23 protein-coding genes and 1 pseudogene are annotated in these 21558 nt (G+C 63.0%); 15 read left to right on the forward strand and 9 right to left on the reverse strand.

The annotated features are described in order from the left end of the window. Positions 1 to 85: 85 nt before the first annotated feature. Both CHB90_RS02850 and CHB90_RS02855 read left to right on the forward strand, forming a co-directional pair. The gene (locus tag CHB90_RS02850) at positions 86 to 220 is read left to right on the forward strand and encodes an aa3-type cytochrome c oxidase subunit IV (RefSeq protein ID WP_089276336.1); all 135 of its coding nucleotides are present in this window, start codon (positions 86 to 88) and stop codon (positions 218 to 220) included. Positions 221 to 256: 36 nt separating this feature from the next. Beyond that, complete coding sequence (locus CHB90_RS02855) at positions 257 to 892, forward strand: hypothetical protein (RefSeq protein WP_245823130.1); 636 nt, start codon at positions 257 to 259, stop codon at positions 890 to 892. 6 nt (positions 893 to 898) lie between these two features. On the opposite strand, the gene CHB90_RS02860 is transcribed toward CHB90_RS02855, so the two are convergent. Both CHB90_RS02860 and CHB90_RS02865 read right to left on the reverse strand, forming a co-directional pair. Next, positions 899 to 1216 carry an AzlD domain-containing protein gene (locus tag CHB90_RS02860; protein ID WP_089276337.1) on the reverse strand — a complete coding sequence of 106 codons (318 nt, stop codon included), beginning with the start codon at positions 1214 to 1216 and terminating at the stop codon, positions 899 to 901. After that, positions 1213 to 1938: an AzlC family ABC transporter permease gene (locus CHB90_RS02865; RefSeq protein ID WP_089276338.1), complete on the reverse strand. Its 726-nt coding sequence runs from the start codon at positions 1936 to 1938 to the stop codon at positions 1213 to 1215. Before CHB90_RS02865 ends, CHB90_RS02860 begins: the two co-directional genes overlap by 4 nt. A gap of 47 nt (positions 1939 to 1985) precedes the next feature. Between CHB90_RS02865 and CHB90_RS02870 the strand changes: the two genes are divergently transcribed. From CHB90_RS02870 to CHB90_RS02885, 4 genes are read left to right on the forward strand one after another with little or no spacing between them, the layout of a single operon-like run. Continuing rightward, entirely contained in the window at positions 1986 to 2888 is a 903-nt protein-coding gene (locus CHB90_RS02870) for a formate dehydrogenase accessory sulfurtransferase FdhD (RefSeq protein WP_089276339.1), read from the forward strand. Continuing rightward, entirely contained in the window at positions 2885 to 3514 is a 630-nt protein-coding gene (mobA, locus tag CHB90_RS02875; RefSeq protein ID WP_089276340.1) for a molybdenum cofactor guanylyltransferase MobA, read from the forward strand. The genes CHB90_RS02870 and mobA overlap by 4 nt, the downstream gene beginning before the upstream one ends. Next, positions 3511 to 4017: a molybdopterin-guanine dinucleotide biosynthesis protein B gene (gene mobB, locus CHB90_RS02880; protein WP_089276341.1), complete on the forward strand. Its 507-nt coding sequence runs from the start codon at positions 3511 to 3513 to the stop codon at positions 4015 to 4017. Before mobA ends, mobB begins: the two co-directional genes overlap by 4 nt. Beyond that, entirely contained in the window at positions 4014 to 6125 is a 2112-nt protein-coding gene (locus tag CHB90_RS02885; RefSeq protein WP_089276342.1) for a molybdopterin-binding protein, read from the forward strand. The genes mobB and CHB90_RS02885 overlap by 4 nt, the downstream gene beginning before the upstream one ends. Positions 6126 to 6328: 203 nt before the next feature. On the opposite strand, the gene CHB90_RS02890 is transcribed toward CHB90_RS02885, so the two are convergent. Next, the gene (locus tag CHB90_RS02890) at positions 6329 to 7330 is read right to left on the reverse strand and encodes a hypothetical protein (protein ID WP_089276343.1); all 1002 of its coding nucleotides are present in this window, start codon (positions 7328 to 7330) and stop codon (positions 6329 to 6331) included. A gap of 10 nt (positions 7331 to 7340) precedes the next feature. Beyond that, positions 7341 to 7811 carry a transcription elongation factor GreA gene (greA, locus tag CHB90_RS02895; protein ID WP_089276344.1) on the reverse strand — a complete coding sequence of 157 codons (471 nt, stop codon included), beginning with the start codon at positions 7809 to 7811 and terminating at the stop codon, positions 7341 to 7343. A gap of 175 nt (positions 7812 to 7986) precedes the next feature. Between greA and CHB90_RS02900 the strand changes: the two genes are divergently transcribed. From CHB90_RS02900 to CHB90_RS02920, 5 genes are all read left to right on the forward strand, one after another. Next, a complete protein-coding gene (locus tag CHB90_RS02900; protein WP_089276345.1) occupies positions 7987 to 9024 on the forward strand; it encodes a hypothetical protein in 1038 nt (345 codons plus the stop codon). Between the two features lie 176 nt (positions 9025 to 9200). Beyond that, on the forward strand, positions 9201 to 10850 hold the full coding sequence (locus CHB90_RS02905; RefSeq protein ID WP_089276346.1) for an electron transfer flavoprotein-ubiquinone oxidoreductase: 1650 nt from the start codon (positions 9201 to 9203) through the stop codon (positions 10848 to 10850). Positions 10851 to 10990: 140 nt separating this feature from the next. Continuing rightward, entirely contained in the window at positions 10991 to 12715 is a 1725-nt protein-coding gene (locus tag CHB90_RS02910; RefSeq protein ID WP_245823131.1) for a tetratricopeptide repeat protein, read from the forward strand. After that, positions 12696 to 13523: a 4-(cytidine 5'-diphospho)-2-C-methyl-D-erythritol kinase gene (locus CHB90_RS02915; RefSeq protein ID WP_089276348.1), complete on the forward strand. Its 828-nt coding sequence runs from the start codon at positions 12696 to 12698 to the stop codon at positions 13521 to 13523. The genes CHB90_RS02910 and CHB90_RS02915 overlap by 20 nt, the downstream gene beginning before the upstream one ends. Positions 13524 to 13937: 414 nt before the next feature. Next, complete coding sequence (locus CHB90_RS02920) at positions 13938 to 14555, forward strand: ImmA/IrrE family metallo-endopeptidase (protein ID WP_245823132.1); 618 nt, start codon at positions 13938 to 13940, stop codon at positions 14553 to 14555. Positions 14556 to 14600: 45 nt separating this feature from the next. Here CHB90_RS02920 and CHB90_RS02925 read toward each other — a convergent pair whose 3' ends face one another. The 3 genes from CHB90_RS02925 to CHB90_RS02935 form a co-directional block, all read right to left on the reverse strand. Further along, positions 14601 to 15605, reverse strand: coding sequence for a P63C domain-containing protein (locus tag CHB90_RS02925; RefSeq protein WP_089276349.1), 1005 nt, complete (start codon positions 15603 to 15605; stop codon positions 14601 to 14603). Further along, positions 15598 to 16527 (reverse strand): IS1595 family transposase, encoded by a 930-nt coding sequence (locus CHB90_RS02930; protein ID WP_089276350.1) that lies wholly within the window; start codon positions 16525 to 16527, stop codon positions 15598 to 15600. The genes CHB90_RS02925 and CHB90_RS02930 overlap by 8 nt, the downstream gene beginning before the upstream one ends. A 162-nt stretch (positions 16528 to 16689) precedes the next feature. Then, positions 16690 to 17691: a polyprenyl synthetase family protein gene (locus CHB90_RS02935; protein ID WP_089276351.1), complete on the reverse strand. Its 1002-nt coding sequence runs from the start codon at positions 17689 to 17691 to the stop codon at positions 16690 to 16692. A 54-nt stretch (positions 17692 to 17745) separates the two neighbouring features. Here CHB90_RS02935 and CHB90_RS02940 point away from each other — a divergent pair, with 54 nt between their 5' ends. The 3 genes from CHB90_RS02940 to CHB90_RS02950 all read left to right on the forward strand — a co-directional run bounded on the left by CHB90_RS02940 (position 17746) and on the right by CHB90_RS02950 (position 19015). Beyond that, complete coding sequence (locus CHB90_RS02940; RefSeq protein ID WP_089276352.1) at positions 17746 to 17961, forward strand: putative signal transducing protein; 216 nt, start codon at positions 17746 to 17748, stop codon at positions 17959 to 17961. Further along, complete coding sequence (locus tag CHB90_RS02945) at positions 17951 to 18733, forward strand: tRNA1(Val) (adenine(37)-N6)-methyltransferase (protein WP_245823133.1); 783 nt, start codon at positions 17951 to 17953, stop codon at positions 18731 to 18733. Before CHB90_RS02940 ends, CHB90_RS02945 begins: the two co-directional genes overlap by 11 nt. Positions 18734 to 18838: 105 nt before the next feature. Beyond that, positions 18839 to 19015 carry a YdcH family protein gene (locus CHB90_RS02950; RefSeq protein ID WP_089276354.1) on the forward strand — a complete coding sequence of 59 codons (177 nt, stop codon included), beginning with the start codon at positions 18839 to 18841 and terminating at the stop codon, positions 19013 to 19015. Positions 19016 to 19074: 59 nt separating this feature from the next. Here CHB90_RS02950 and gcvA read toward each other — a convergent pair whose 3' ends face one another. Both gcvA and CHB90_RS02960 read right to left on the reverse strand, forming a co-directional pair. Continuing rightward, the gene (gene gcvA / locus CHB90_RS02955; RefSeq protein WP_089276355.1) at positions 19075 to 20016 is read right to left on the reverse strand and encodes a transcriptional regulator GcvA; all 942 of its coding nucleotides are present in this window, start codon (positions 20014 to 20016) and stop codon (positions 19075 to 19077) included. 321 nt (positions 20017 to 20337) lie between these two features. Then, the gene (locus CHB90_RS02960; RefSeq protein ID WP_089276356.1) at positions 20338 to 21219 is read right to left on the reverse strand and encodes an MFS transporter; all 882 of its coding nucleotides are present in this window, start codon (positions 21217 to 21219) and stop codon (positions 20338 to 20340) included. Positions 21220 to 21318: 99 nt separating this feature from the next. Here CHB90_RS02960 and CHB90_RS02965 point away from each other — a divergent pair. After that, a pseudogene (locus CHB90_RS02965) lies at positions 21319 to 21558 on the forward strand (IS21 family transposase); the annotation flags it as partial.

Genomic DNA, 21558 nt, shown 5'->3' on the forward strand with positions numbered 1-21558 from the left:
GCCGCCCCCCGGCGCGTGACAGCCGCGCCGAATTGCGCTAACCCGTTGCGGAACGCAAACATCGGACAGGCCGCAGGAAAACATCATGGCTGAGCACAAGCACGGATCTATGGATACCACCACTCAAGAGAAGACCTTTGAGGGCTTCATCAATTTCACGATCCGCTCTGTGATCGTGATTCTGGTCCTCGTGATTTTCATGGCGATCTTCAATTCCTGATCGCACGAAACGCCTGAACGGGCGGGGTGGTATGACATGATGAACAGACGTACGGCGATGATGGCGCTGGGGGCGACGGCTGTTGTCGCCGGGTGCGGCAATGCCTCGGGGCGCAATTCCTCGCCGGAAGAGGCGGCGCGCGCCGCCTATCGCCATCCCGGCCCGCCTGAGATCGTGTTGTACACGATGATCAACAACCGCACCGGATCGGGCGCCCATTCCGCCATGTTGATCAATGCGCCGTCGCAGCGGGTGATCTTTGACCCTGCTGGCACGGCGCGGTTTACCGGCGTGCCGGAAATCGGTGACGTTCTGTACGGCATCACCCCCCAGGCGCGGCGCTTTTTCGAAAGCGCGCATGCGCGCTCGACCTACCGCATGCGCATTCTCAGCAGTCCTGTCGACGGGGCAGTGGCCGAACGCGCGCTGCAGATCGCTGAAAGCAAGGGGCCGGTGGGACCGGCGCTGTGTTCAAACGCGGTCTCTGACATCATCGGCAAACTGCCAGGGTTTGAATCGGTGCGCGGCATCTGGATGCCGAACAAGCTGGCCGACAGGTTTGCGCGGTTGCCCGGCGTCACCGAAAGCGTGCTGCGTGAGGACGATTCCGACGACAAGGAAGCGGCCATCGCCGAGCTCGAGGCACAAAAAGCGCGCAAGCAGCAGAACTGAGGCGGCTCAGAACGGCAGCCAGGCGCCCGCGATCATCACCGCGGCGCCTGCGCCGACCGCGCCGTACAGGCTTTTCCAGACATATCCCACGATCAGCGCCGCCGCTGCTGCCGTCAGGCGCAGCGGGTCGGTTTCGCCGCCCGTTGCCGTGGGCCAGACCACCAGCGGCGCAACCAGCGCGGGCATGACCGCGACAGCGGTATAGCGCAGGTGCCGCAGCAGCCAGTCCGGCATAGCGCGGTCCCCGACCAGTCCCAGAAACAAAAAGCGCAGCCCGAACGACCCCAGCCCCATGCCGATGATGACGATCCACAGGTCATTCATGCGCCCGGCCTCCGGTCTGCTTGCATCCCGGCGCGGCGTTCGACCTCTGCGCCTGTCATCATGCCCGCCAGTGCGCCCACCATCAGCCCCAGGTTATAGGGCAAAAAGGCAAACAGCAGCGCCATCACGGCGGCCACCACTGCGGCGGCCCGATGTGCCCCGGTCCGCAAGGCGGGTGCAAACAGTGCGATAAAGGCGATGGGCAGCACAAAATCCAGCCCCATCTCCGACGGCACGGATTCGCCCACCCAGGCCCCGAACAGCGTGAATAGATACCAGGGCGGGCAGATCGGCGTCACAACCCCCATGAAAAACGCGAACTTCTGCGCCACGGTCTGGTTCGGTCGCGCCTCAAAGTCGATCACAGAGGCGGCATAGGTCTGGTCGACCAGGAAATACGCCACCAGCCCGCGTTTCCACAGCGGCAACGGCCCAAGGTGCGGCGTGATCGAGGCAGAGTACATCGCCATGCGCAGGTTGACCGCCAACGCCGAGATCAGCACCACCACCGTCGGCGCGTTTTCGTTCATCAGTTGCACGGCGGTGAACTGCGCCGCGCCCGCGATCACGACAACCGAAAACATCAGCGTCTCGAACAGGCTCAGCCCGGCCTCGGTCGCCACCACGCCGAACAGCATGGCGAACGGCCCGACGACAAACAGGAAGGGCAGCGCATTCCGCACGCCCCGCCAATAGCTTGACATCACTTGCTGACCGTCCATGACTACACCCTCAATTGCCCGAATGCCCTACCCAAGCGAGGCCACAGATGCAATCGCCCGAAGCGGGATCAAAGCGCCCCGAACCCGACTACCTGATCGCCCCGGACCCGGCGGCCCCGCGCCTGACCCGCGCCGTCACCGGCACCGATCACACCGGGGCCACGGTCACGGTGCGCGTGGTAGAGGAACGCCCGCTGACGATTTTTCTCAACCGGCAGGAAATTGTCACCGCCATGACCATTGGCGACTACCCCGAATATCTGGCGATCGGTTTCCTGCGCAATCAGGGGATGCTGGCGGATGATGAGAAAATCACCGGCGTCGACTATGACGAGGAACTGGAAACCGTGGTCGTGCGCACCGCCTCGCAGACCACCTACGAAGAGAAGATGCAGAAGAAAACGCGCACCTCGGGCTGCGCCGTCGGCACTGTCTTTGGTGACATGATGGAGGGGCTGGAACAGGTCAGCCTGCCCGCGACAGAGGTGCGCACCTCATGGCTGTACGCGCTGGCGCACCGGATCAACACCACCCCGTCCCTGTACCTTGAGGCGGGCGCCATCCACGGCACCGTCCTGTGCCAGGGCGACCGCCCGCTGGTCTACATGGAGGATGTCGGGCGCCACAACGCGGTCGACAAGATTGCAGGCTGGATGTTCCGCAATGGTATTCCGGCCCATGACAAGATCCTCTATACCACCGGGCGGTTGACCTCGGAAATGGTGATCAAGACCGCGCTCATGGGCATCCCGGTGCTGGCGTCGCGCTCTGGCTTTACCGCGTGGGGCGTCGAGATCGCGCAACAGGTTGGCCTGACCTGCATCGGGCGGATGCGCGGCAAGCGGTTTACCTGCCTGTCCGGCGCGGACCGCCTCGTGCGCGACATCGACCCCGACAGCGTGGTCGAAGAGGATCGCAAACATCGCCGAAAAAGCGCGGGGACCGAATGAAACAGCCCGTCGGAGTGATCCTTGCGGGCGGTCTGGCCTCGCGCATGGGCGGCGGCGACAAGGCGCTGTTGCCGCTGGGCGGCCAAACGCTGTTGGCCCGCGTGATCGACCGCCTGTCACCGCAGGTGGCGGCGCTGGCCCTGAACGCCAATGGCGACGCCGCGCGCTTTGCGGACTACGGCCTGCCGGTGGTGGCCGATTCCATCGCCGATTATCCCGGCCCGCTCGCCGGGGTTCTGGCCGGTCTGGACTGGGCGGCAGAGCAGGGGGCCGACACGGTGGTCAGCGTCGCCGCCGACACGCCGTTTTTCCCCTGTGATCTGGTGCCGCGCCTGCTGTTGGCGTCTGAGGGACAGGACCATCCGCTGGTTCTGGCCGCCACCAAGGGCGACACCCAGACCCGCAGCAAATCCCGCTCTGGCCTGATCCGCCACCCCACCTTTGGCCTCTGGCCGGTGGCCCTGCGCGACGATCTGCGCGCGGCGCTGGCGGGCGGGTTGAAAAAGGTCGTGCTCTGGACCGAACAGCACGGCGGGCGTGAGACGCTGTTTCCCGCCACGCCCTTTGATCCGTTTTTCAACGTGAACACGCCAGAGGATCTGGCACAGGCGGAGGCGCTGCTATGAGGCTCTACGGCGTGACGGGCTGGAAAAACGCCGGCAAGACCGGCCTGATGGAACGGCTGGTGACAGAGATCACCACACGCGGGTTGACCGTCAGCACCGTCAAACACGCGCACCACAGCTTTGACGTCGATCACCCCGGCAAGGACAGCTATCGCCACCGGCAGGCGGGCGCGTCAGAGGTGGTTCTGGCCTCGCGCAACCGGGTGGCGCATATGGTCGAACTGCGCGGCGCGCAGGAACCCACGCTGGACTCGCTGCTGGCCCGGCTGGCCCCGGTCGATCTGGTGCTGGTCGAGGGCTACAAGCGCGACCGCCACCCCAAGGTCGAGGCGCACAGGGCAGAGACCGGCAATGCGCTGATCGCGCCGGGGGACACGACAATCCGCGCCGTGGCCTCGGACGTGCCGCTGGATCTGGACCGCCCGGTGTTCGATCTGAACGACACCCGCGCCATTGCCGATTTCATCCTGACGGAGGTCGGTTTGGCGAAAGCTGCGGAATGAGCCGTTTTGACCGCTTTCTCATGGTCGATTGGTCGGGCGGCAATGACACCGGGCCGCGTCCGCGCAAGGACGCCATCTGGATCGGCGAAAGTGGCCCTGACGGGGATGCCGCGCCGCTGTACCAGCGCAACCGGAATGTCGCCGAGGAAACGCTGGCCGCCCGGATCGAGGCGGCGCTGGTGGCCGGAGAGCGGCTGTGCATCGGGTTCGATTTTCCCTTCGGCTATCCGGCAGGCTTTGCCGCCGCGCTGACGGGCCGCGCCGATCCCTTTGCGGTCTGGGGCTGGCTGGCAGAGCGGATCAAGGATGCGCCTCGGGACAACAACCGTTTTGACGTGGCCGCCGGGATCAACCTGCAAATGGCACAGGGGCAGGGCCCGTTCTGGGGCAATGGTTTGAGGCGCGACATCGCGGGGCTTCCGCGCACCAAGGCAGGCTATCGCAATCCGTTCCCCGACCGCCGGGTGATCGAAACCCGCGCCAAGGGGGCCTTTACCTGCTGGCAGCTGTCGGGCGCTGGCGCGGTCGGATCGCAGGTGCTTATGGGCCTGCCGGTGCTGGAGCGTCTGCGGCAACGGTTCGCGGGCCAGGTGGCGGTTTGGCCGTTCCAGCCGCTGGACCGCCCCATTGCCTTTGTCGAAATCTGGCCGTCGCTGATCAATGACACCGTTAAGGCGGCGACCGGCGAGGGCGACATCCGCGACGCGGTGCAGGTGCGGTTGGTCGCGCGTGCGCTGGGCGGGCTTGCGCCCGACCGTCTGGATGCCATGCTACAGGTCGACGCCCCCGAAGAGGGCTGGATCCTCGGCCACGGGTTCGAGGATGAACTGACTGCAACGCGAGGGCGCGCCATGTCTCTGAAACCGCCGCCCCTGACAAACGACTGCTTCGCCCTGCCGCCGGGGGTGAACTGGACCCCGGTCGATCAAGCGCTGGCGCTGTTGCGCGAACGCCTGCATCCGGTGGTGCCGTGCGAAACCGTGCCGTTGATGCAGGCCTCGGGCCGCGTGCTGGCCGAAGACCTCAGCGCCCGCCGCGCCAACCCGCCGCTGCCCAATACCGCCGTCGATGGCTATGGCTTTGCCGCCGAAGCCATTGCGGGCCTGGATGAAATCACCCTACCACTGGTCGCAGGTCGCGCCGCCGCCGGACTGTCCTACCCGGGTGAGGTCCCCCCCGGCTATGCCATTCGCATGCTGACAGGCGCCTCCTTGCCGCTGGGCGTCGATACGGTTGTGCTGGACGAGGATTGCACCACGGGCGAGGGGCAAGTGGCCTTTCGCGGCCCGGTCAAACCCGGCGCCAACACCCGCCGCGCGGGAGAGGACGTGGCCCAAGGCGCGCCGATCCTGCCCCGGGGCCGCGTTCTGACACCCGCCGACCTCGCGCTGGCCGCTGCCACCGGCCTGTCCGATCTGCCGGTTCATGCCCCCCTGCGCGTCGGCGTGCTGTCCACCGGCAATGAGGTCGTGCCCGCAGGCAGCGCCGCAGCACCAGGGCAGATTTTCGACGCCAACCGCCCCATGCTGCTCAGCCTGATCGCGCGGTTTGGCCATGTCCCTGTCGACCTGGGTCACGTCCCCGATGACCGCGCCGCCCTGCGCGCCCGTCTCGATAGCGCCGAAGCGGATGCGATCCTGACCTCGGGCGGCGCCTCCGCCGGGGATGAGGATCACGTCTCGGCCCTCCTGAGCGACAGCGGCGCGCTGAACGCCTGGCGCATCGCGCTGAAGCCTGGCCGCCCGCTGGCGCTGGGAATGTGGCAGGGCAAGCCGGTGTTCGGCCTGCCCGGCAACCCGGTCGCGGCCTTTGTCTGTACACTGGTCTTTGCCCGCCCCGCATTGCGCCTTCTGGCCGGCGCCGACTGGTCAGCGCCCGAAGGTTTCGACGTGCCTGCCGCCTTCACGAAAAACAAGAAACCGGGCCGCCGGGAATACCTGCGCGCCCGCCTGCGCGAAGGCCGGGCCGAAGTCTTCAAATCCGAAGGATCGGGCCGCATCTCGGGTCTCAGCTGGGCCGAGGGGCTGGTCGAATTGCCCGATGGCGCGGCGCACATTACCCCCGGTACACCCGTGCGCTATATCCCCTTCGGCAGTTTCGGCGTCTGACGCTCCGCAATCAGAGAGCGTCATGCCAAAGGCATGCTTCCAGCACCCCCTTCGGCCTGCGGCCTCACCCCCGGGGATATTTCAGGACAGAAGAAACACAAGCGCGCCCCACGGCTTCTTCTTTGGAAAAATATCCCGGGGGAGTCGCGCTCTTGCGCGGCGGGGGCAGCGCCCCCATCCTGTGGCAAGGTCGGGCGCAGGGGTCAGTCGAACGTGCCGGCCACACGCCCCAGCAGCATAAATGCGCGTGAGGTCCGGGTCATCGCAAAGGCCGAGATATCCTCGTCTGTTGCGGTGGGTTCGAACCCGGCAAAGCTGGTGTCAAAGCGGCGCAGGAAATGGTGTGCGGCGTCGCGAAAGATCGGATCTTCGCGCATCCGGCCCGCCGCCAGCGCCAGCGAGGACCGGTCCCGGATACCCCCCAATGAGGCGATCGACCGCCCGCGTTCGCCCTTGGCAAAGGCGCGCCAGATCTCGGGGCGGGCCATGTCCGGGCGCAGGTCGTCCATGTAGATGCCGTCCTGGCTCATCAGGGTCAGGACGTCCTGTGCCGCCTGGATCAGCTTGGCGGTGCCGCGATCCTTCAGCGCGCGGCGCAGCGCGGCAAACCCGTCCTCGTCCTCTGCCGTTTCCGGGAAATGCAGCGCGCGGATATAATCGCCGTTGGACAGCGGCGGCTGCAGCGCCTCCGCGGGCGTGCCCAGCGACAGGGTCGGCTGGTGGTCGCCTTCGGCCCCGTCGGGCGCAGGCAGGGCCGCCGGACCGCCCGCCTGCCGGATGCCGCCCAGCATGGCCAACGTACCCTCAAGGTTTTTCTGCGCGCCCGCGATGTCGTCCAGCCGTTTCAGCAGGGCGGGATGCGGCGGCTGGCCCTTGCCGCTTTGGGCCTGGGCCACATAGGCCTGCCGGATCGCGTCGATGGCCGCCTGCAGGCGCGCGCTTTCGGTGCGCATCACCCGGGCCGCGCGGATGGCCAGCGCCGCCACCCAGATCATCGCCACCGGCATCACGATCACCATGACGCCGAGCAGGAATCGCAGCGCCCCGCTTTGGGCCGTGGGGACGCTGAGGAAATACCAACCCGACAGGCCGACCCAGATCACGCTGACCGCCATGGCAGCGATCTCGATGCCGGTCACCCCATCGGCCTCACTGCGCGCGTAAAGGCCGGGCAGCGTCGGGCGGGCGTCCTTGGGGTCGCTCATTGGGAAAGCCTTACTTGTAGGCGATGCTCAGGATTTCGTACGACTTGGAGCCGCCGGGGGTGTTCACCTCGACGCTGTCGCCTTCGTCCTTGCCGATCAGCGCGCGTGCGATGGGGGATTTGATGTTCAGCAGGCCCTTTTCGACGCTGGCCTCGTGTTGGCCGACAATCTGCCAGGTCTTTTCCTCGTCCGTGTCCTCATCGACCAGGGTCACGGTGGCGCCGAACTTGATCGTGCCTGACAGGGTCTTTGGGTCGATCACCTCGGCCAGACCGATAGCGCCTTCGAGTTCCTTGATGCGGCCCTCGATGAACCCCTGCTTTTCGCGCGCCGAATGGTATTCGGCGTTCTCTTTCAGGTCACCCAGTTCGCGCGCCTCTGCGATCGCCTGAATGATGGCGGGACGCTCAACGGATTTGAGCTGTTTCAATTCGGTCTCAAGCGCGGTGTAACCCGCGCGGGTCATCGGGAACTTGTCCATTTTCGGATCGTCTTTGCCTTGTCAGCGAGAGTTGAAGAAGTGTCGTCGCGTGGCTTGTCGATGTAAAGCCAAGCTGCACGCCAGACCAGCGGGAATTTACCGACAGCTCATGTCTTTGACATATGAGGGACTGCGGGTACTCTGTCGGACACTTGTATAACAGCAGGATTTTGACATGCGTTCCATTTTTTCCTTTGCAGCTGCGCTGGCGCTGGCCGGGTTTTCCGCCGGTGCCGCCCAATCCCAGTCCATCGAGACAATCAGCGTTTCGCCAGACGGCAAGACGGTGCTTGTCGGCGCGTCGAACCGGACGGTTTACACGATCTCTGCCGACTCGATGGAGGTCACCGGGCGCCGCTATGTGCCCCATCTGGTGCGCCAGATCGTACATGGCGCCATCGGTGAGATGGTCTTTTTCCGCGACGATGCGGATGTGGTGACCGCCTTCAAGGTCGATGGCATGACCGAGGCGTGGACCGTGTCGGATGTCGATGACATGGCCTATGACGCCCAGACGCGGGTGATTGCCGCGCTGGACCAGCATTACAAGGATGATTCGGTGCGTCTGTTGCAGGCCTCGACCGGCGAGCAGCTGGCGCGCGTTGCCATGGGCAAGATCAAGGCGAATTTGATCGCGCTGGAGCCGGGCGCTGACAAGGCCCTGATCCTGACCGGCTATACCAAGACCGACGCCGAGGAAAAGCAGGACGAGCCTGAGGATCTGACCAAACTGCAAAAGGCCGATTTCAAGCAAAAGACCGATGGCTATGTCAGCAATGTGGTCACGGTCGATTTCCTCTCCGAGAGTTTCGAGATGGCCGAGACACCGTATCGCGTCTCCTACCCCAAGGCGGTGCGGGTGAGCGATGGCAAGATGATGGTTTTGCGGACCAATGTGGATTCGATGATGCTGGGCTCGGATGGCGCCGGCGCGCTGATCGACCTAGGGGAGGATTATTTCAACCACGTCGGAATCGACGCCAAGGGGGAAAGCTATATCCTGTCAAAGGGGGTTGAACTGCGGTTCGCGCCGGTCAGCGGCGAAGGGGCCGAAGGGTTGCTGAAAGGCGACCGCCTGCGGGGTGGTCCGGCGGAATGGATCACCACGATGGCCGAGGCGGCTGACGGCACTTTGTATTTCGGCACCAATGCCTATCGCCTGCTCAAGGTCGGCCCGACGCGGGGCAAGATCGAGATTATGCCGGTGTTCTAGGCGGACCGGGCGCGGGGTGGTGGCCCCGCGCCGTTTCCGGCGGCGCGCAACGCCTTTTCCTGCGCCGGACGGGGCGGAATCCGCCCCGCGACGCCGTGTCGTGATTGACCCGTGTCGCGCTGCCGCGCTACTCAGTCGCGAAACATTATTTCTTTGCCCCTGTGGGAGGAGCCGGAATGTCCGACGCGCAGCGCGAATCCATGGAATACGACGTCGTCATCGTGGGTGGTGGCCCGGCCGGGCTGTCCGCCGCGATCCGGCTCAAACAGCTTGATGCGGACCTCAATGTTGTCCTGCTGGAAAAGGGCTCTGAGGTGGGGGCGCATATCCTGTCGGGCGCGGTGTTGGACCCCTGCGGTCTGGACGCGCTGATTCCCGATTGGAAAGACCTTGGCGCGCCGCTGAACACGCCGGTGACAGAGGACAACTTTTACATGCTGGGTGAGGCGGGGCAGATCCGCATCCCCAACTGGCCGATGCCGCCGCTGATGAACAACCACGGCAACTACATCGTCTCGATGGGCAATGTCTGCCGCTGGATGGCCGAACACGCCGAGGCGCTGGGGGTCGAGATTTTCCCCGGCATGGCCTGTTCGGAAATGGTCTACGGCGACAATGGCGAGGTGCGCGGTGTCGTCGCCGGTGAGTTCGGCAAGAACGCCGACGGCAGCCACGGACCCAGCTATGAGCCGGGCATGGAGCTGCTGGGCAAATACGTCTTCCTCGCCGAGGGCGTGCGCGGATCGCTGTCCAAGGAGGTCATCGCCAAATACGACCTGTCACAGGGCAAGGAGCCGCAGAAATTCGGCCTTGGCATGAAAGAGATCTGGGAAATCGACCCGGCCAAGCACAAGGAAGGCACCGTCACCCATACGATGGGCTGGCCCCTTGGCGGCAACGCGGGTGGCGGATCGTTCATCTACCACATTGAGAACAATCAGGTTTACGTCGGCTTTGTTGTCCACCTGAACTATCAGAACCCGCACCTGTATCCCTACATGGAATTCCAGCGGTTCAAACATCACCCCATGGTGGCCGAACTGCTCAAGGGCGGCAAACGCGTCGCCTACGGTGCCCGCGCCATCAGCGAGGGCGGCTACCAGTCGATGCCCAAGATGGTCGCCCCCGGCGTCGCCCTGCTGGGGTGTTCGGTCGGCATGGTCAACGTGCCGCGCATCAAGGGCAACCACAACGCCATGCTGTCGGGCAAGGCCGCGGCAGAGGCCGCCTTTGCCGCCATCCAGGACGGCCGCGCCTCGGACGAACTGCCCGATTATGAGGCAGAGGTGCGTGACGGCGCCATCGGCAAGGACCTGCACAAGGTCCGCAACGTCAAACCGCTGTGGTCGAAATACGGCCTCACCGCCAGCCTGACGCTGGGCGGGCTGGACATGTGGACCAATTCGCTGTTCGGCGGATCGCTGTTCGGCACCGTCAAACACGGCAAATCCGACGCCGAGGCCACCGGCATCGCACAGAAATTCGCGCCCATCGACTATCCCAAACCCGATGGCAAGCTCAGCTTTGACCGGCTGACCAACGTCGCCTTCAGCTTTACCAACCATGAAGAAAGCCAGCCCGCGCACCTTCAGCTGAAGGATCCGCATGTGCCGACCGCAATCAACCTGCCGAAATACAACGAACCGGCGCAGCGTTATTGCCCGGCGGGTGTCTATGAGGTGGTCGAGGACGACAACGGGCCAAAATTCGTCATCAACTTTCAGAACTGCGTCCACTGCAAGACCTGCGACATCAAGGACCCCAGCCAGAACATCAACTGGACGGTCCCGCAGGGCGGCGACGGGCCGAACTATCCCAACATGTGACCATGTCCGCCCGGTGCCTACGCGCCGGGCGGCCTCACAATGAGGTGATGCCGCGTCGGCATCTGCGCGCTTGTCGTGATTGCCTTGCCGGATCATGCGTTCTACGTTCTTGTCAAATCGCGATTGAGGAGATCGGCATCTTGACAGCTTGGACACAGACGGTGCGCGCAGGCCTGCTGGCAGCGGCATTGACCCTGCCGACCCTGGTTTCGGCAAATGGCTTTGCGGGCGACTACCTCGCCGCGCGACAGGCCAGCTTTCTGGGCGACTACAAATCCGCCGCGCTTTTCTACGGCAAGGCGCTGGCCCGCGATCCGGGCCGCCCCGAACTGCTGGAACGCGCGGTCCTGTCCAATATCTCGCTGGGCGAGGTTGACCGGGCATCCACCTATGCCGACCGACTGGCGCAAGAGGGCTTTGCCAGCCAGATCGCCCAGATGGCGATTGTGGCGCGGGATGCCCATGGCGAGGCCTACGCCCCGATCCTCAAGGCCATTGACGAAAAGCGGGGCTTGGGTCCGCTGGCCGATGGCCTGATCAAGGCATGGGCGCAACTGGGGCAGGGCGACATGACCGATGCGCTTGCCACCTTTGACGATGTGGCGGGCATTCAGGGCCTTGGCCCCTTTGCCGCCTACCACAAGGCGTTTGCCCTGGCCTCTGTCGGTGACTACCAAACCGCCGATGATCTGCTGTCCAGCAAGCTGGGGGCCGGCATGGGGGCCACCCGTCGCGGCATCATGGCCCGCGCTGAAATCCTCAGCCAGCTTGACCGCAACGGCGACGCCATCGACCTGCTGACCACAGCATTCGGCAGCGATCTCGATCCGGGACTAGAAGACCTGCGCACCCGCCTGCAAGGCAATGAAACCGTGCCGTTCACGCATGTCACCTCACCCCGCGACGGCATTGCAGAGGTGTTCTATACCCTCGCCGGGGCGCTGGCCGCAGAGGACAATCAGGATCTGACGTTGCTCTATGCGCGTCTGGCCGAATATCTGCGCGCAGACCACATCGACGCCATCCTGCTGTCGGCAGAGGTGCTGACCCAGGTCGGCCAGTACGATCTGGCCGTCGAAACCTATGCGCGCGTGCCTGTCGACCATCCCGCCTTTCACGCGGCAGAACTGGGCCGGGCAGAGGCGCTGCGCTCTGACGACCGCGTGGACGAGGCGATTGCCGTCCTCGAAGGGCTGACAGAAACCCATGGCAACATGTCCGTGGTCTACACCACGCTGGGCGATTTCCTGCGTCAGCAAGAACGGTTCTCCGACGCAATAGAGGCCTACACAACGGGTCTGTCCAAGGTCGAAGAGATCACCGAGCGGCAATGGTTCGTGTTCTACGCCCGCGCCATTTCCAACGAGCGTGAAGGTCTGTGGGAGGCGGCAGAGGCGGATTTCCGCAAGGCGCTGGACCTGAACCCCGATCAGCCGCAGGTGCTGAACTATCTTGGCTATTCGCTGGTCGAAAAGCAGGTCAAGCTGGATGAGGCGCTGGCGATGATCGAACGCGCCGTCAAGGCGCGGCCCAACGCGGGCTACATCGTCGACAGCCTTGGCTGGGTGCTCTACCGCCTTGGCCGCTACGAAGAGGCGGTGCCGCACATGGAGCACGCCGCCGAACTGATGCCGATTGACCCGATCGTGAATGACCATCTCGGCGATGTCTATTGGGCCGTCGGGCGCGAGCGTGAGGCAGAATTCATGTGGAAACGCGCGCTGTCCTTTGTCGATTGGGAAGACGCCGCCGAAGAGGCCGATCCAGAGCGGATCAAGCGCAAGCTGGAGGTCGGGCTGGACGTGGTTCTGGCCGAAGAAGGCTCGCCACCGTTGCAGGTTGCGGATGACCTCGGCGGCGAATGAGGTTTTCGCCCCGGCCAAGATCAATCTGACCCTGCATGTCACCGGGCAACGGGCGGATTGCTATCACCTGCTCGACAGTCTGGTGATGTTTGCCGACGTGGGGGACCGGGTGACGGTGGCCCACGCGGACCAGATGTCGCTGGCTGTCACCGGGCCGATGGCCGCAGGCGTCCCCGACGACGCGCGCAATCTGTGCTGGAAGGCGGCGCAGGCGTTTGGCGCACCCGTGGCCATCACCCTGGACAAACACCTGCCCGCAGCGGCAGGGATCGGCGGCGGATCGTCCGATGCGGCGGCGGTGCTGCGCGGCATGGAACAGCTTTTCGGACGTCCGTCCGGGGTCGATGCGCTCTCACTGGGCGCGGATGTGCCGGTCTGCATGGTGGCCCATGCGGCCCGCATGTCCGGCATCGGCGAAGAGGTTCTGCCGCTGTTCATGGAGCCGCTGAGCGCGATTCTGGTCAATCCCGGCGTCGAGGTGGCCACACCGGATGTTTTCCGGGCGCTGGACCGGCGCGACAACCCGCCGATGACGCCCTGGCCCGAGGGCGGCGGCACCCCCGCCGCGCTGGCCTGGCTGGCAGAGCAGCGCAATGATCTGCAACCGCCCGCAATCACCGTACAGCCTGTCATTGCAGAGGTGTTGCAGGCGCTGGCGGATCTGCCCGACGCGCGGTTGGTGCGCATGTCCGGTTCGGGTGCGACCTGCTTTGCGCTATTCGACTCCGGCACCCCGACAGAGGCGATGGTCAATGATCTTCGATCCGCCTTCCCACAGTGGTGGGTGGCAGGGACCATTCTGTCGTGAACTGGTGCCGTAGGCCGGGCTTAAGCCCGGCTTACCACTGTCCGGACAGGCCAGCCATTTCCTAACCAAAAGTAAGGGGCCTATATACTTAACTAGCCGCCTTGACCGCAAGACACTCGTCGTGCCTTCTCGGGCTGGGGGCCGCCATGAAAATTCTTCAACTTGTCGTTTTAATGATTTTGACCGTGGCTTGCTGTGTTGCCGCTTTATTCCTATATCTTATGTACTCGATGAAAGCGCCTCATCCAGTAGGCCCATCGTCAAGCGGGTACACTCTTGAACTGCTGGCCATGAACATCACCATTCTAGAAATCGTCCTAGCGTTGGTAGGCTTCTTGGTCGCAATCGTCGGGCTGTTCGGGTACGCTGGTATCAAGTCTGCTGCCATCGGAGCTGCAGAGACCGAAGCTAGGAATGAAATTAACGCTCAGATGGTCAAATGGAGAAGGGAGCAGGAGGTTTCCGCTCTGGACACGCAGTCTGAAAGCGAAGGAGATTTTTCCGGTGAGGACGCGTCCGTTGTCGGTGCAGTGCCTGCTGGAAGGGGGAATGATGCTAACCTATGCAGACAAAATGGAGATCGTTCGGCAGCATCAAATCGCTGCCCCTGTTCAGACTGTGCCTATTGCACAGGCCATGGGGGTCAATGTGTATCACGTCCCCAACTGGCCGAACGAACTCAGCGGCAAGATCATGAAGTCTGCACAACACGGTGGGAACTCAGGGTACGCCATCTATGTGAACCAAGGGCACCATCCGAACCGCAGGCGGTTCACTACTGCACATGAAATTGCACACTTTATTCTCCACCAAGACGCAATCGGTGACGGGATCACTGACGATGGCCTATACAGAAGCCGGTTGAGCAATGCGATGGAAGCCCAAGCCAATAGGCTTGCAGCAGATATTTTGATGCCCTGGCACTTGCTCAATCCCTACATCGACCGAGGCACAACGGAGGTTGGTGAGTTGGCGGGTATTTTCGGCGTCTCGCTAAGCGCCATGTCGATTCGGCTGGGTGTTCCGGCGTAGAGCTATGCGGCCAGCACGTTGCGCGCTGGCCTATCTCCTTGGTGGTCACTTCGTGATTCGAAGCTTGTCCAAAAAGGTCAGTTGCAGCGTCTCATCGTAGTGCGGGTAAGCCCTACTTAGGTGATGCTGAAAGGTGTCCCAGTCCGGAGATATGCGCATCAAAGCCTTGATCCCTTCCAAAAACTCCTTGAGTTTGGGATGGCCTACATGCTCGGTCAGCATCTGGTGGTAGCGCACCTTCGGCCTTCCTTTTTCGTCACGCGGCACGGTTCTTTGAATTTCCGCCAGAACGCCCGGAGCGAGACGCTCGTAGAAGTCATTCGTCCATCTCCCGACAACACCGGGGCGTTTCTTGATCGAACTCTCATTGTACTCCCACCCATTGAGGCGAAAAATGTTCATGTACAACTCATCATCAAACGTCAAAGCCCACGGCAAAGCTTCCGGAGTAACATATTCGCGAAGAACCTCCTCAAGCGCGCGCCGACGCTGCAGGCTGCGAAAACCTGTAGCTTCGTCAACCATATCGTTAATCGCACGATCAGTTAGCCCTCGCAAAAGTTGCGAACATGCGCGAGCGACATGATCTTGGCTTGGCAGTAGCTTGTCTGCCATCAAGGCGTCTTGGTACACCCAACATACTGACGGCAACAGAGTAGCGCGGTATCCGAAAGCTTTTTGACCGCGAAGCGTCTCGTAGACTATCGGTTCCGTCGACCTGAGTAAGTTGCTGTCAATAAAGGGAATAAGGTTCTTCGCTCGTAGGAAAGGCGGCAATCCGTCGACCGTTGAGCCTTCACCGCCCTTTGCCTTCCCCGCGCGACCAATGGACTTCAGGAACCCTTCCTGAGTAAGGACACGAGTATTGTGAACATCGTCCAGAACAGCGCATGGAAGGCTTTTGTCGCCAATCTCAAGGTATCCATCTGCTATGGCTTTGGGGACCGGGCCTGATACGACGGGCACGTCTGCGTCCCCCACAATAGCACCGACAACATCATCAAATGTGCCGTCCGAGATCGGTTGAATTAGGTCTTTCTTGTCAGCCATTAATCAGCCCTTTGTAAGTCAGCCGCTTGTCGGCCATGCGGTCAATTGTCATTCCGATGAAGTCCATGGTCCCGATCTGCGCTGTGTTGTGGCGGAAGGAGAACTCCTTCACATAGCGGTGCAGGTGCTTGGCGCTCATGTAGTGATAGATGCCAACGTAACCGCGCTTTAGAAGCGACCAGAAACTTTCGATCCCGTTGGTGTGCGCCATGCCGTTCACATACTGGCCAACGCTGTGGTTGACCTGAATGTGGTTATAGTTGCGCGAAAGGTCGTGATAGCTGCGGAATGTATCGGTGACGACAGTGGACCCGCGACGGACGTTTTGGCGGATGAACCCTTGTAGGGTCTTCTTGCTAACATCGGCAACGGGCATGGCGCGGACTTCACCGGAGGCAGTGCGCATCCCGACGACTGGGATCTTGCCAACAGCGCCGCGACCGGCGCGCAACTTCTTGTCCGAATGCTTATTGGCCTCTTTGCCGCCAATGTAGGTTTCATCGACCTGCGTTTGACCGCCGGTATGGTTGCCGCCTTCGGCCAGCCATGTTTCACGGATGCGCTGAGCAAGGAACCACGCTGTTTTCTGAGTGACACCAAGTTCCCGCGCCATCTGCGTGCTGGGGATGCCCTTGCGTGCGCTGGTGAGCATGTAGATCGCCAGCAGCCACTTGATGAGAGGGAGGCGGCTTTCAGCCAGAACCGTGCCTGTGCGGACGCTGAAATGCTTCCGGCAATCTTTGCAACGGTAGGGCATCGGCTTATGGTCTCTGCACTCGGTCACGGAGACCGAACCACAGTGACCACAAACCGGCTCATCGCCCCAGCGCTTCGTCTCGAAAAACTTGCGCGCCGCTTCCTCATCCGGGAACTTCTGGAAGAACTGGAAGGTAGAGAGGGTTTCGGGCTTCGGCTTGGACATTGGGTCAGGCTCCTTCTGGAACCTGCGTAACTTAACTAGCCAAGGATGGCAAGGTGAATTTGGCTAGTTAAGTATATAGGCCCCAAAAGTAAAAACGTCTCTGTAAGCCCTTGATTTTGCGTGGCCGCCGGGCTGTCCACGCGTGGACAGCCCCCTTTTGGCTCAGCTGACCCGGCTCACCACATAGTCATTGAGGTCGATCAAAAGGTCACGCAGCTCCGATTGCGGCAGGCTTTCCATCGCCGCCTTCGCCTTGCCCGCCCAGGCCAGCGCCTCTTGCCGCGTCGCCTCCAACGCGCCATGCCGATTGAGCAGGGCGATGGCATGCTCAAGATCGCCCTCGCGCTGGTCGCCCTTTTCAATGACCCGCTTCCAAAAGACCCGCTCTTCCTCATCCGAGGCGGCGGCAAAGGCCTTGATCAGGGGCAGAGTCAGCTTCCGCTCGCGGAAGTCATCGCCGACGTTCTTGCCCGTCGCATCCGATCCCCAATAGTCCAGCAGGTCATCCACGATCTGAAAGGCGATCCCCAGCGCGTCGCCGTAATCGAACAGCGCCTGTACCTCATGCTCGGGCCGGCCCGCGATCACGCCGCCCACCTCGGTCGCGGCCGAAAACAGCGCCGCCGTCTTGCCCCGTACCACCTGCAGATAGATCGCCTCTGTCGTGGTCAGATCCTGCGCGGCGGTCAGTTGCAGCACCTCGCCCTCGGCGATGGTGGCCGCCGCGTCGCTGAGAATGCCCAGAACCCGCAGATTGCCCGTCTCTGTCATCAGCTGGAACGACCGCGCAAAAAGGTAGTCGCCCACCAATACGCTGGACTTGTTGTCCCACAGCAGGTTCGCCGTGGGCCGCCCGCGCCGCTTCTTGCTTTCGTCCACCACATCGTCATGCAGCAGGGTCGCGGTGTGGATGAACTCAACCGTGGCAGCCAGATGGATGTGGTACGGCCCGTCGTAGCCGCACATCCGTGCCGTCGCCAAGGTCAGCAACGGGCGCAACCGCTTGCCGCCGGCCTCAACCAGATGCGCGGTCACCTCTGGGATGCGCGGCGCGTGTCGTGATGCCATCCGCGCGCGGATCAGCGCGTTGACCTGATCCAGATCCCCGGCCAGCAGCGCGGCGAGGCGTTCATGCGGCTTTTGCGTGCCTTCGTCCAAGCTCATCAAACTCCCGTGCAAGGCTCGACAAATGTGGTGCCTTGTCCTTACATCGCCCTCATGGAAGAGCTCTTGCGCACAAACGACATCACCCTGATCCCGCTGGTCACAACCCTTCTGAACGGGGAGGGTATAGACAGCTTTGAATTGGACGTAAACATGAGCGTCCTGGAAGGGTCCATAGGCATTCTGCCGCGCCGCCTGATGGTGCGCGCCGACCAGATTGACCAGGCCCGTCGTGTTCTGCGCGATGCCGGGGTGCAGTTTGAGGGCTGAGACGTTCCTCCCTGACGCGCTGACCGAAGACGCGATGCTGGGCGGGCGGGTGCGCCTGTTGCAACCGCTCTTGGGCTATCGCGCCGGGACCGACCCTGTTGTGCTGGCGGCGGCCGTCGCGGCGCTGCCGGGGCAAAGCGTGCTGGAACTGGGCTGCGGGGCCGCGCCGGGCCTGTGCTGTCTGGGTGTGCGTGTGCCGGGTCTGCGACTGTCGGGGCTGGAGTTGCAGCCGGGCTATGCGGATCTGGCCCGGCGGAATCTTGCGCACAACGGACTGAACGGGTCCATCTGGACCGGCGATCTTGGCGATCCCCCAGCGGTGATGAAACTGCAAAGCTTTGACCACGTTTTTGCCAACCCGCCCTACTTTGAGGCGGGCAAGCGTATTGTCGCCGAAGGCAGCGACCGTGAGATCGCCCTGGCCGGGGCGACACCGCTTGCGGATTGGGTGTCCTGCGCTGCCAAACGGCTGAAGCCGCGCGGCTACGCCACCTTCATCCAGCGTGCCGAACGCCTGCCAGAGCTGCTGTCAGCGATGTCGGGTCGTCTTGGGGCCTTGGAATTGCTACCTTTATTGCCGCGTGAGGGGCGCCCGCCCCGGCTGATCCTTGTCCGAGGCCGCAAAGATGGGCGCGCGGCCTTTCGCTTTCACGCGGGCCAGGTGATACACCGGGGCCCGCACCACGAAGAGCCGGGCAGCCAATATACCGACCGCTTTGAACAGGTGATGATGCAGGGCGCGGCGCTGGTTTTTCCGGCAGGACGCGCCTGAGGGCAAACGACGTTACATTTTTGTGAAACCATGCTGCGCTCGCAGCGTGACTTGAACGAAAAACTGTGCTGCACTGAAGATCCAACTGTTCAAAAGGAGGATCCCATGAGCTTGAGTTCGCACCTGCAGGAACTGAAGAAGAAGCATGTTGCCCTTTCGGAGGCCGTCGAAAAAGCCCAACGCGCCCCGGGGACTGATGACCTGCACATCGCGGACCTGAAAAAACAAAAGCTGAGGATCAAGGAAGAAATCACTCGGCTTGCACCCGAAGCGGTGATGTAACCACGTATTTCGGGATCTGCCCTGACGCTGCGGACCGCATGACGTTCCGTGGAACGGGATCAGGGCAGGTTCTCGACCGAGATCAGCGTCTTGCCCTCCAGGCCGGTGGGCAACCCCCTGACCTCAGAAAACAGCCATTCCCGGAACGCAGCGATCTGCGGTCGTTCCTCGGTGCCCCTGGCGCAAAGAAAACGGAAATGTGCCGCCGTGGTCAGGGCGATGTCGAATGGTGCAACCAATTGTCCCGAGGCAAGGTACTGTTGCGCCAGCGACGTGCGCGACAGCACGACCCCGATCCCGGCAAGGCTGGCATCCAGCGCGTGATCGGCCTGCGAAAACCGGGCTGTGGGGGTAGGCATGTGGTCGATCCCACCGGCGCGAAACCAGTCAGGCCAACCCGCGGGCGGGTCCAGGAAATCCAGTGAGGCATCGTGCAACAGCGGCGCATCCAGCAGGCTGTGCGGGGTCGGATACCGCGCCGCAAGATCGGGCCGCATCATTGGCGTGATGCCTTCATCCACCAGATGCGTGCTGACAAGCCCTTCGTCGGTGCCATAGCCATAGCGGATCGCAACATCGACCTCGTCGCGGTCGAAATCCATCATCCGCAGACCGGCGACGAACCGCAGTTCGATCTCCGGGTGTGCGCGGGCAAAGCCGTACAGGCGCGGGGCAAGGCATTTGGCGGTAAAGGCAGGCCCGGCCGTCACGGTCAACAGGCGTGTGTCCTGCAACCGCCGGGTGGCCCGCCAGGCAGCGGCTAGGCGCTCAAACCCTTGGGTGGCGCCCGGGGCAAGGATACGCCCGGCTTCCGTCAGATCCACGGCGCGATTCAGGCGGTGAAAGAGCGGCGTGCCGAGGTGGTCTTCAAGGTTCTTGATCTGAAACGACAGCGCTGCCGGGGTCACGTTCAACTCAGCCGCTGCCTTGGCAAAGGACAAGTGGCGCGCTGCGGCCTCAAAGGCGCGAAGGGCCGTCAACGGAGGCAGGCGATCCGACATGGCCAGACAAGTAAACCTTAACTGATGGATTGGGAAGTCTCGTTTGTGAGGGGCGTGTGGCGCGGCTATGTTTGAGATCATCAAATAACGCTTATCCAAGGAAGCCCGCCATGTTTGAATCCGCCACAGACAGCCGACATCACGATGCCATTCGTGCGGCGCATGCCGCGCGTGGGGCACTGGTCGCAGGGTTTTGGAATGCCGTTTTCGCGCGGCGCCGCTGACCGCAGGCCGTCACTCCCAGACCCGCCGGTCTGACCGCACGAAGAAACGCCCCCGTACCGTCAGGTTCCGGGGGCGTTTTCTTGTGATGTTGGGGAGTCAGGCCAGTGCAGGCCGGTGGCTGCGCAACACGACCGCGCCGATGCCGGTCAGGCCAAGCAGGAGGATGCCAAAGACAAAGGCCACATCCGCACTGCCCGCCATCTCTGAGATCACGCCTGACACGGCGGGCAGTGCGGCCATCCAGAAATAGTAGAGTGTAAAGAACAGCCCCATCCCGATAGCCCGTGTTTCAGGCCGCAGGACGCGGGCAGGCAGGGCCATGATAGGACCGGCGGGAAGACCGCAGAACAGACCCATGAGGATAAAGACCGGAAGACCGGGAGACAGCAGCGCCAGCACAAACGTGGCGGCAAACCCCGCAAGACCGGCCAACAACACGGCATCGGGGCGGCCGATGCGGTCACCGATCAGGCCACCTGCCGGAACCGACAACACAGCCAGCCAAAGCACCAGAGAACTGGTGCCGCTGGCCTGCGCCAACGATGCGCCGCGTTCCACCAGCACGGCAGGTCCAAAGGCGAACACCATCGCCAGCGCGCCGTTGTAGAATCCCCAGACGGTGCCTGCGGTCAGGACGCCCTTCAACGCTGCGCCCCGTGGCCAGACGCCGCGCGGAGCGCCCGCGCCGGTGTCGGGCGCATCGCGGTAGACAAACAGCATCAAAAAAAGGCCACCGAGGGTGAGCGCCAGTGAAACGCCCAACGCCACGCCCAGCCCGGCGGACCCGGCAATCAGCGGCAGGACCAAAAGGGCAAGGGCGATCCCGGCGGGCCATGAATTGACAAAGATCCCCATGGCGGTGGCAATATTGCGCCCGGTGAACCAGTCGGCAACCATCTTGGTCATCACCACGTTGAGCAGGACGCCCCCGGTTCCGGCCAGAAGCCGCCCGACGATCTGAAGTGTGTGAACAGGCATGCAATTTTGACCCCGTAACGGGGTGATCGGCGTCCAACAATGACCCCCTTACACTGATGTGGATGATGCTCCCGAGGCTATCGGGGAGCACAGTGTGGGATGTTGGTTGTGGAGACGATTGCGAAGATCCGTCGGGCGTATTTTCAGGACAAGAAGCCGATCAAGCAGATCTGCCGGGAACTGCGGATTTCACGGAACACGGTGCGCAAGGTGATCCGGTCCGGTGCGACCGAGCACACCTACGAGCGGACCGTCCAGCCGCAGCCGAAGATCGGTCCTTGGAAGGACGAACTCGACGAGATGCTGGCGACAAACGCGCGGAAGCCCAAGCGCGAGAGG

The sequence above is a fragment of the Antarctobacter heliothermus genome (genome assembly GCF_900188425.1).
GTDB lineage: Bacteria > Pseudomonadota > Alphaproteobacteria > Rhodobacterales > Rhodobacteraceae > Antarctobacter > Antarctobacter heliothermus.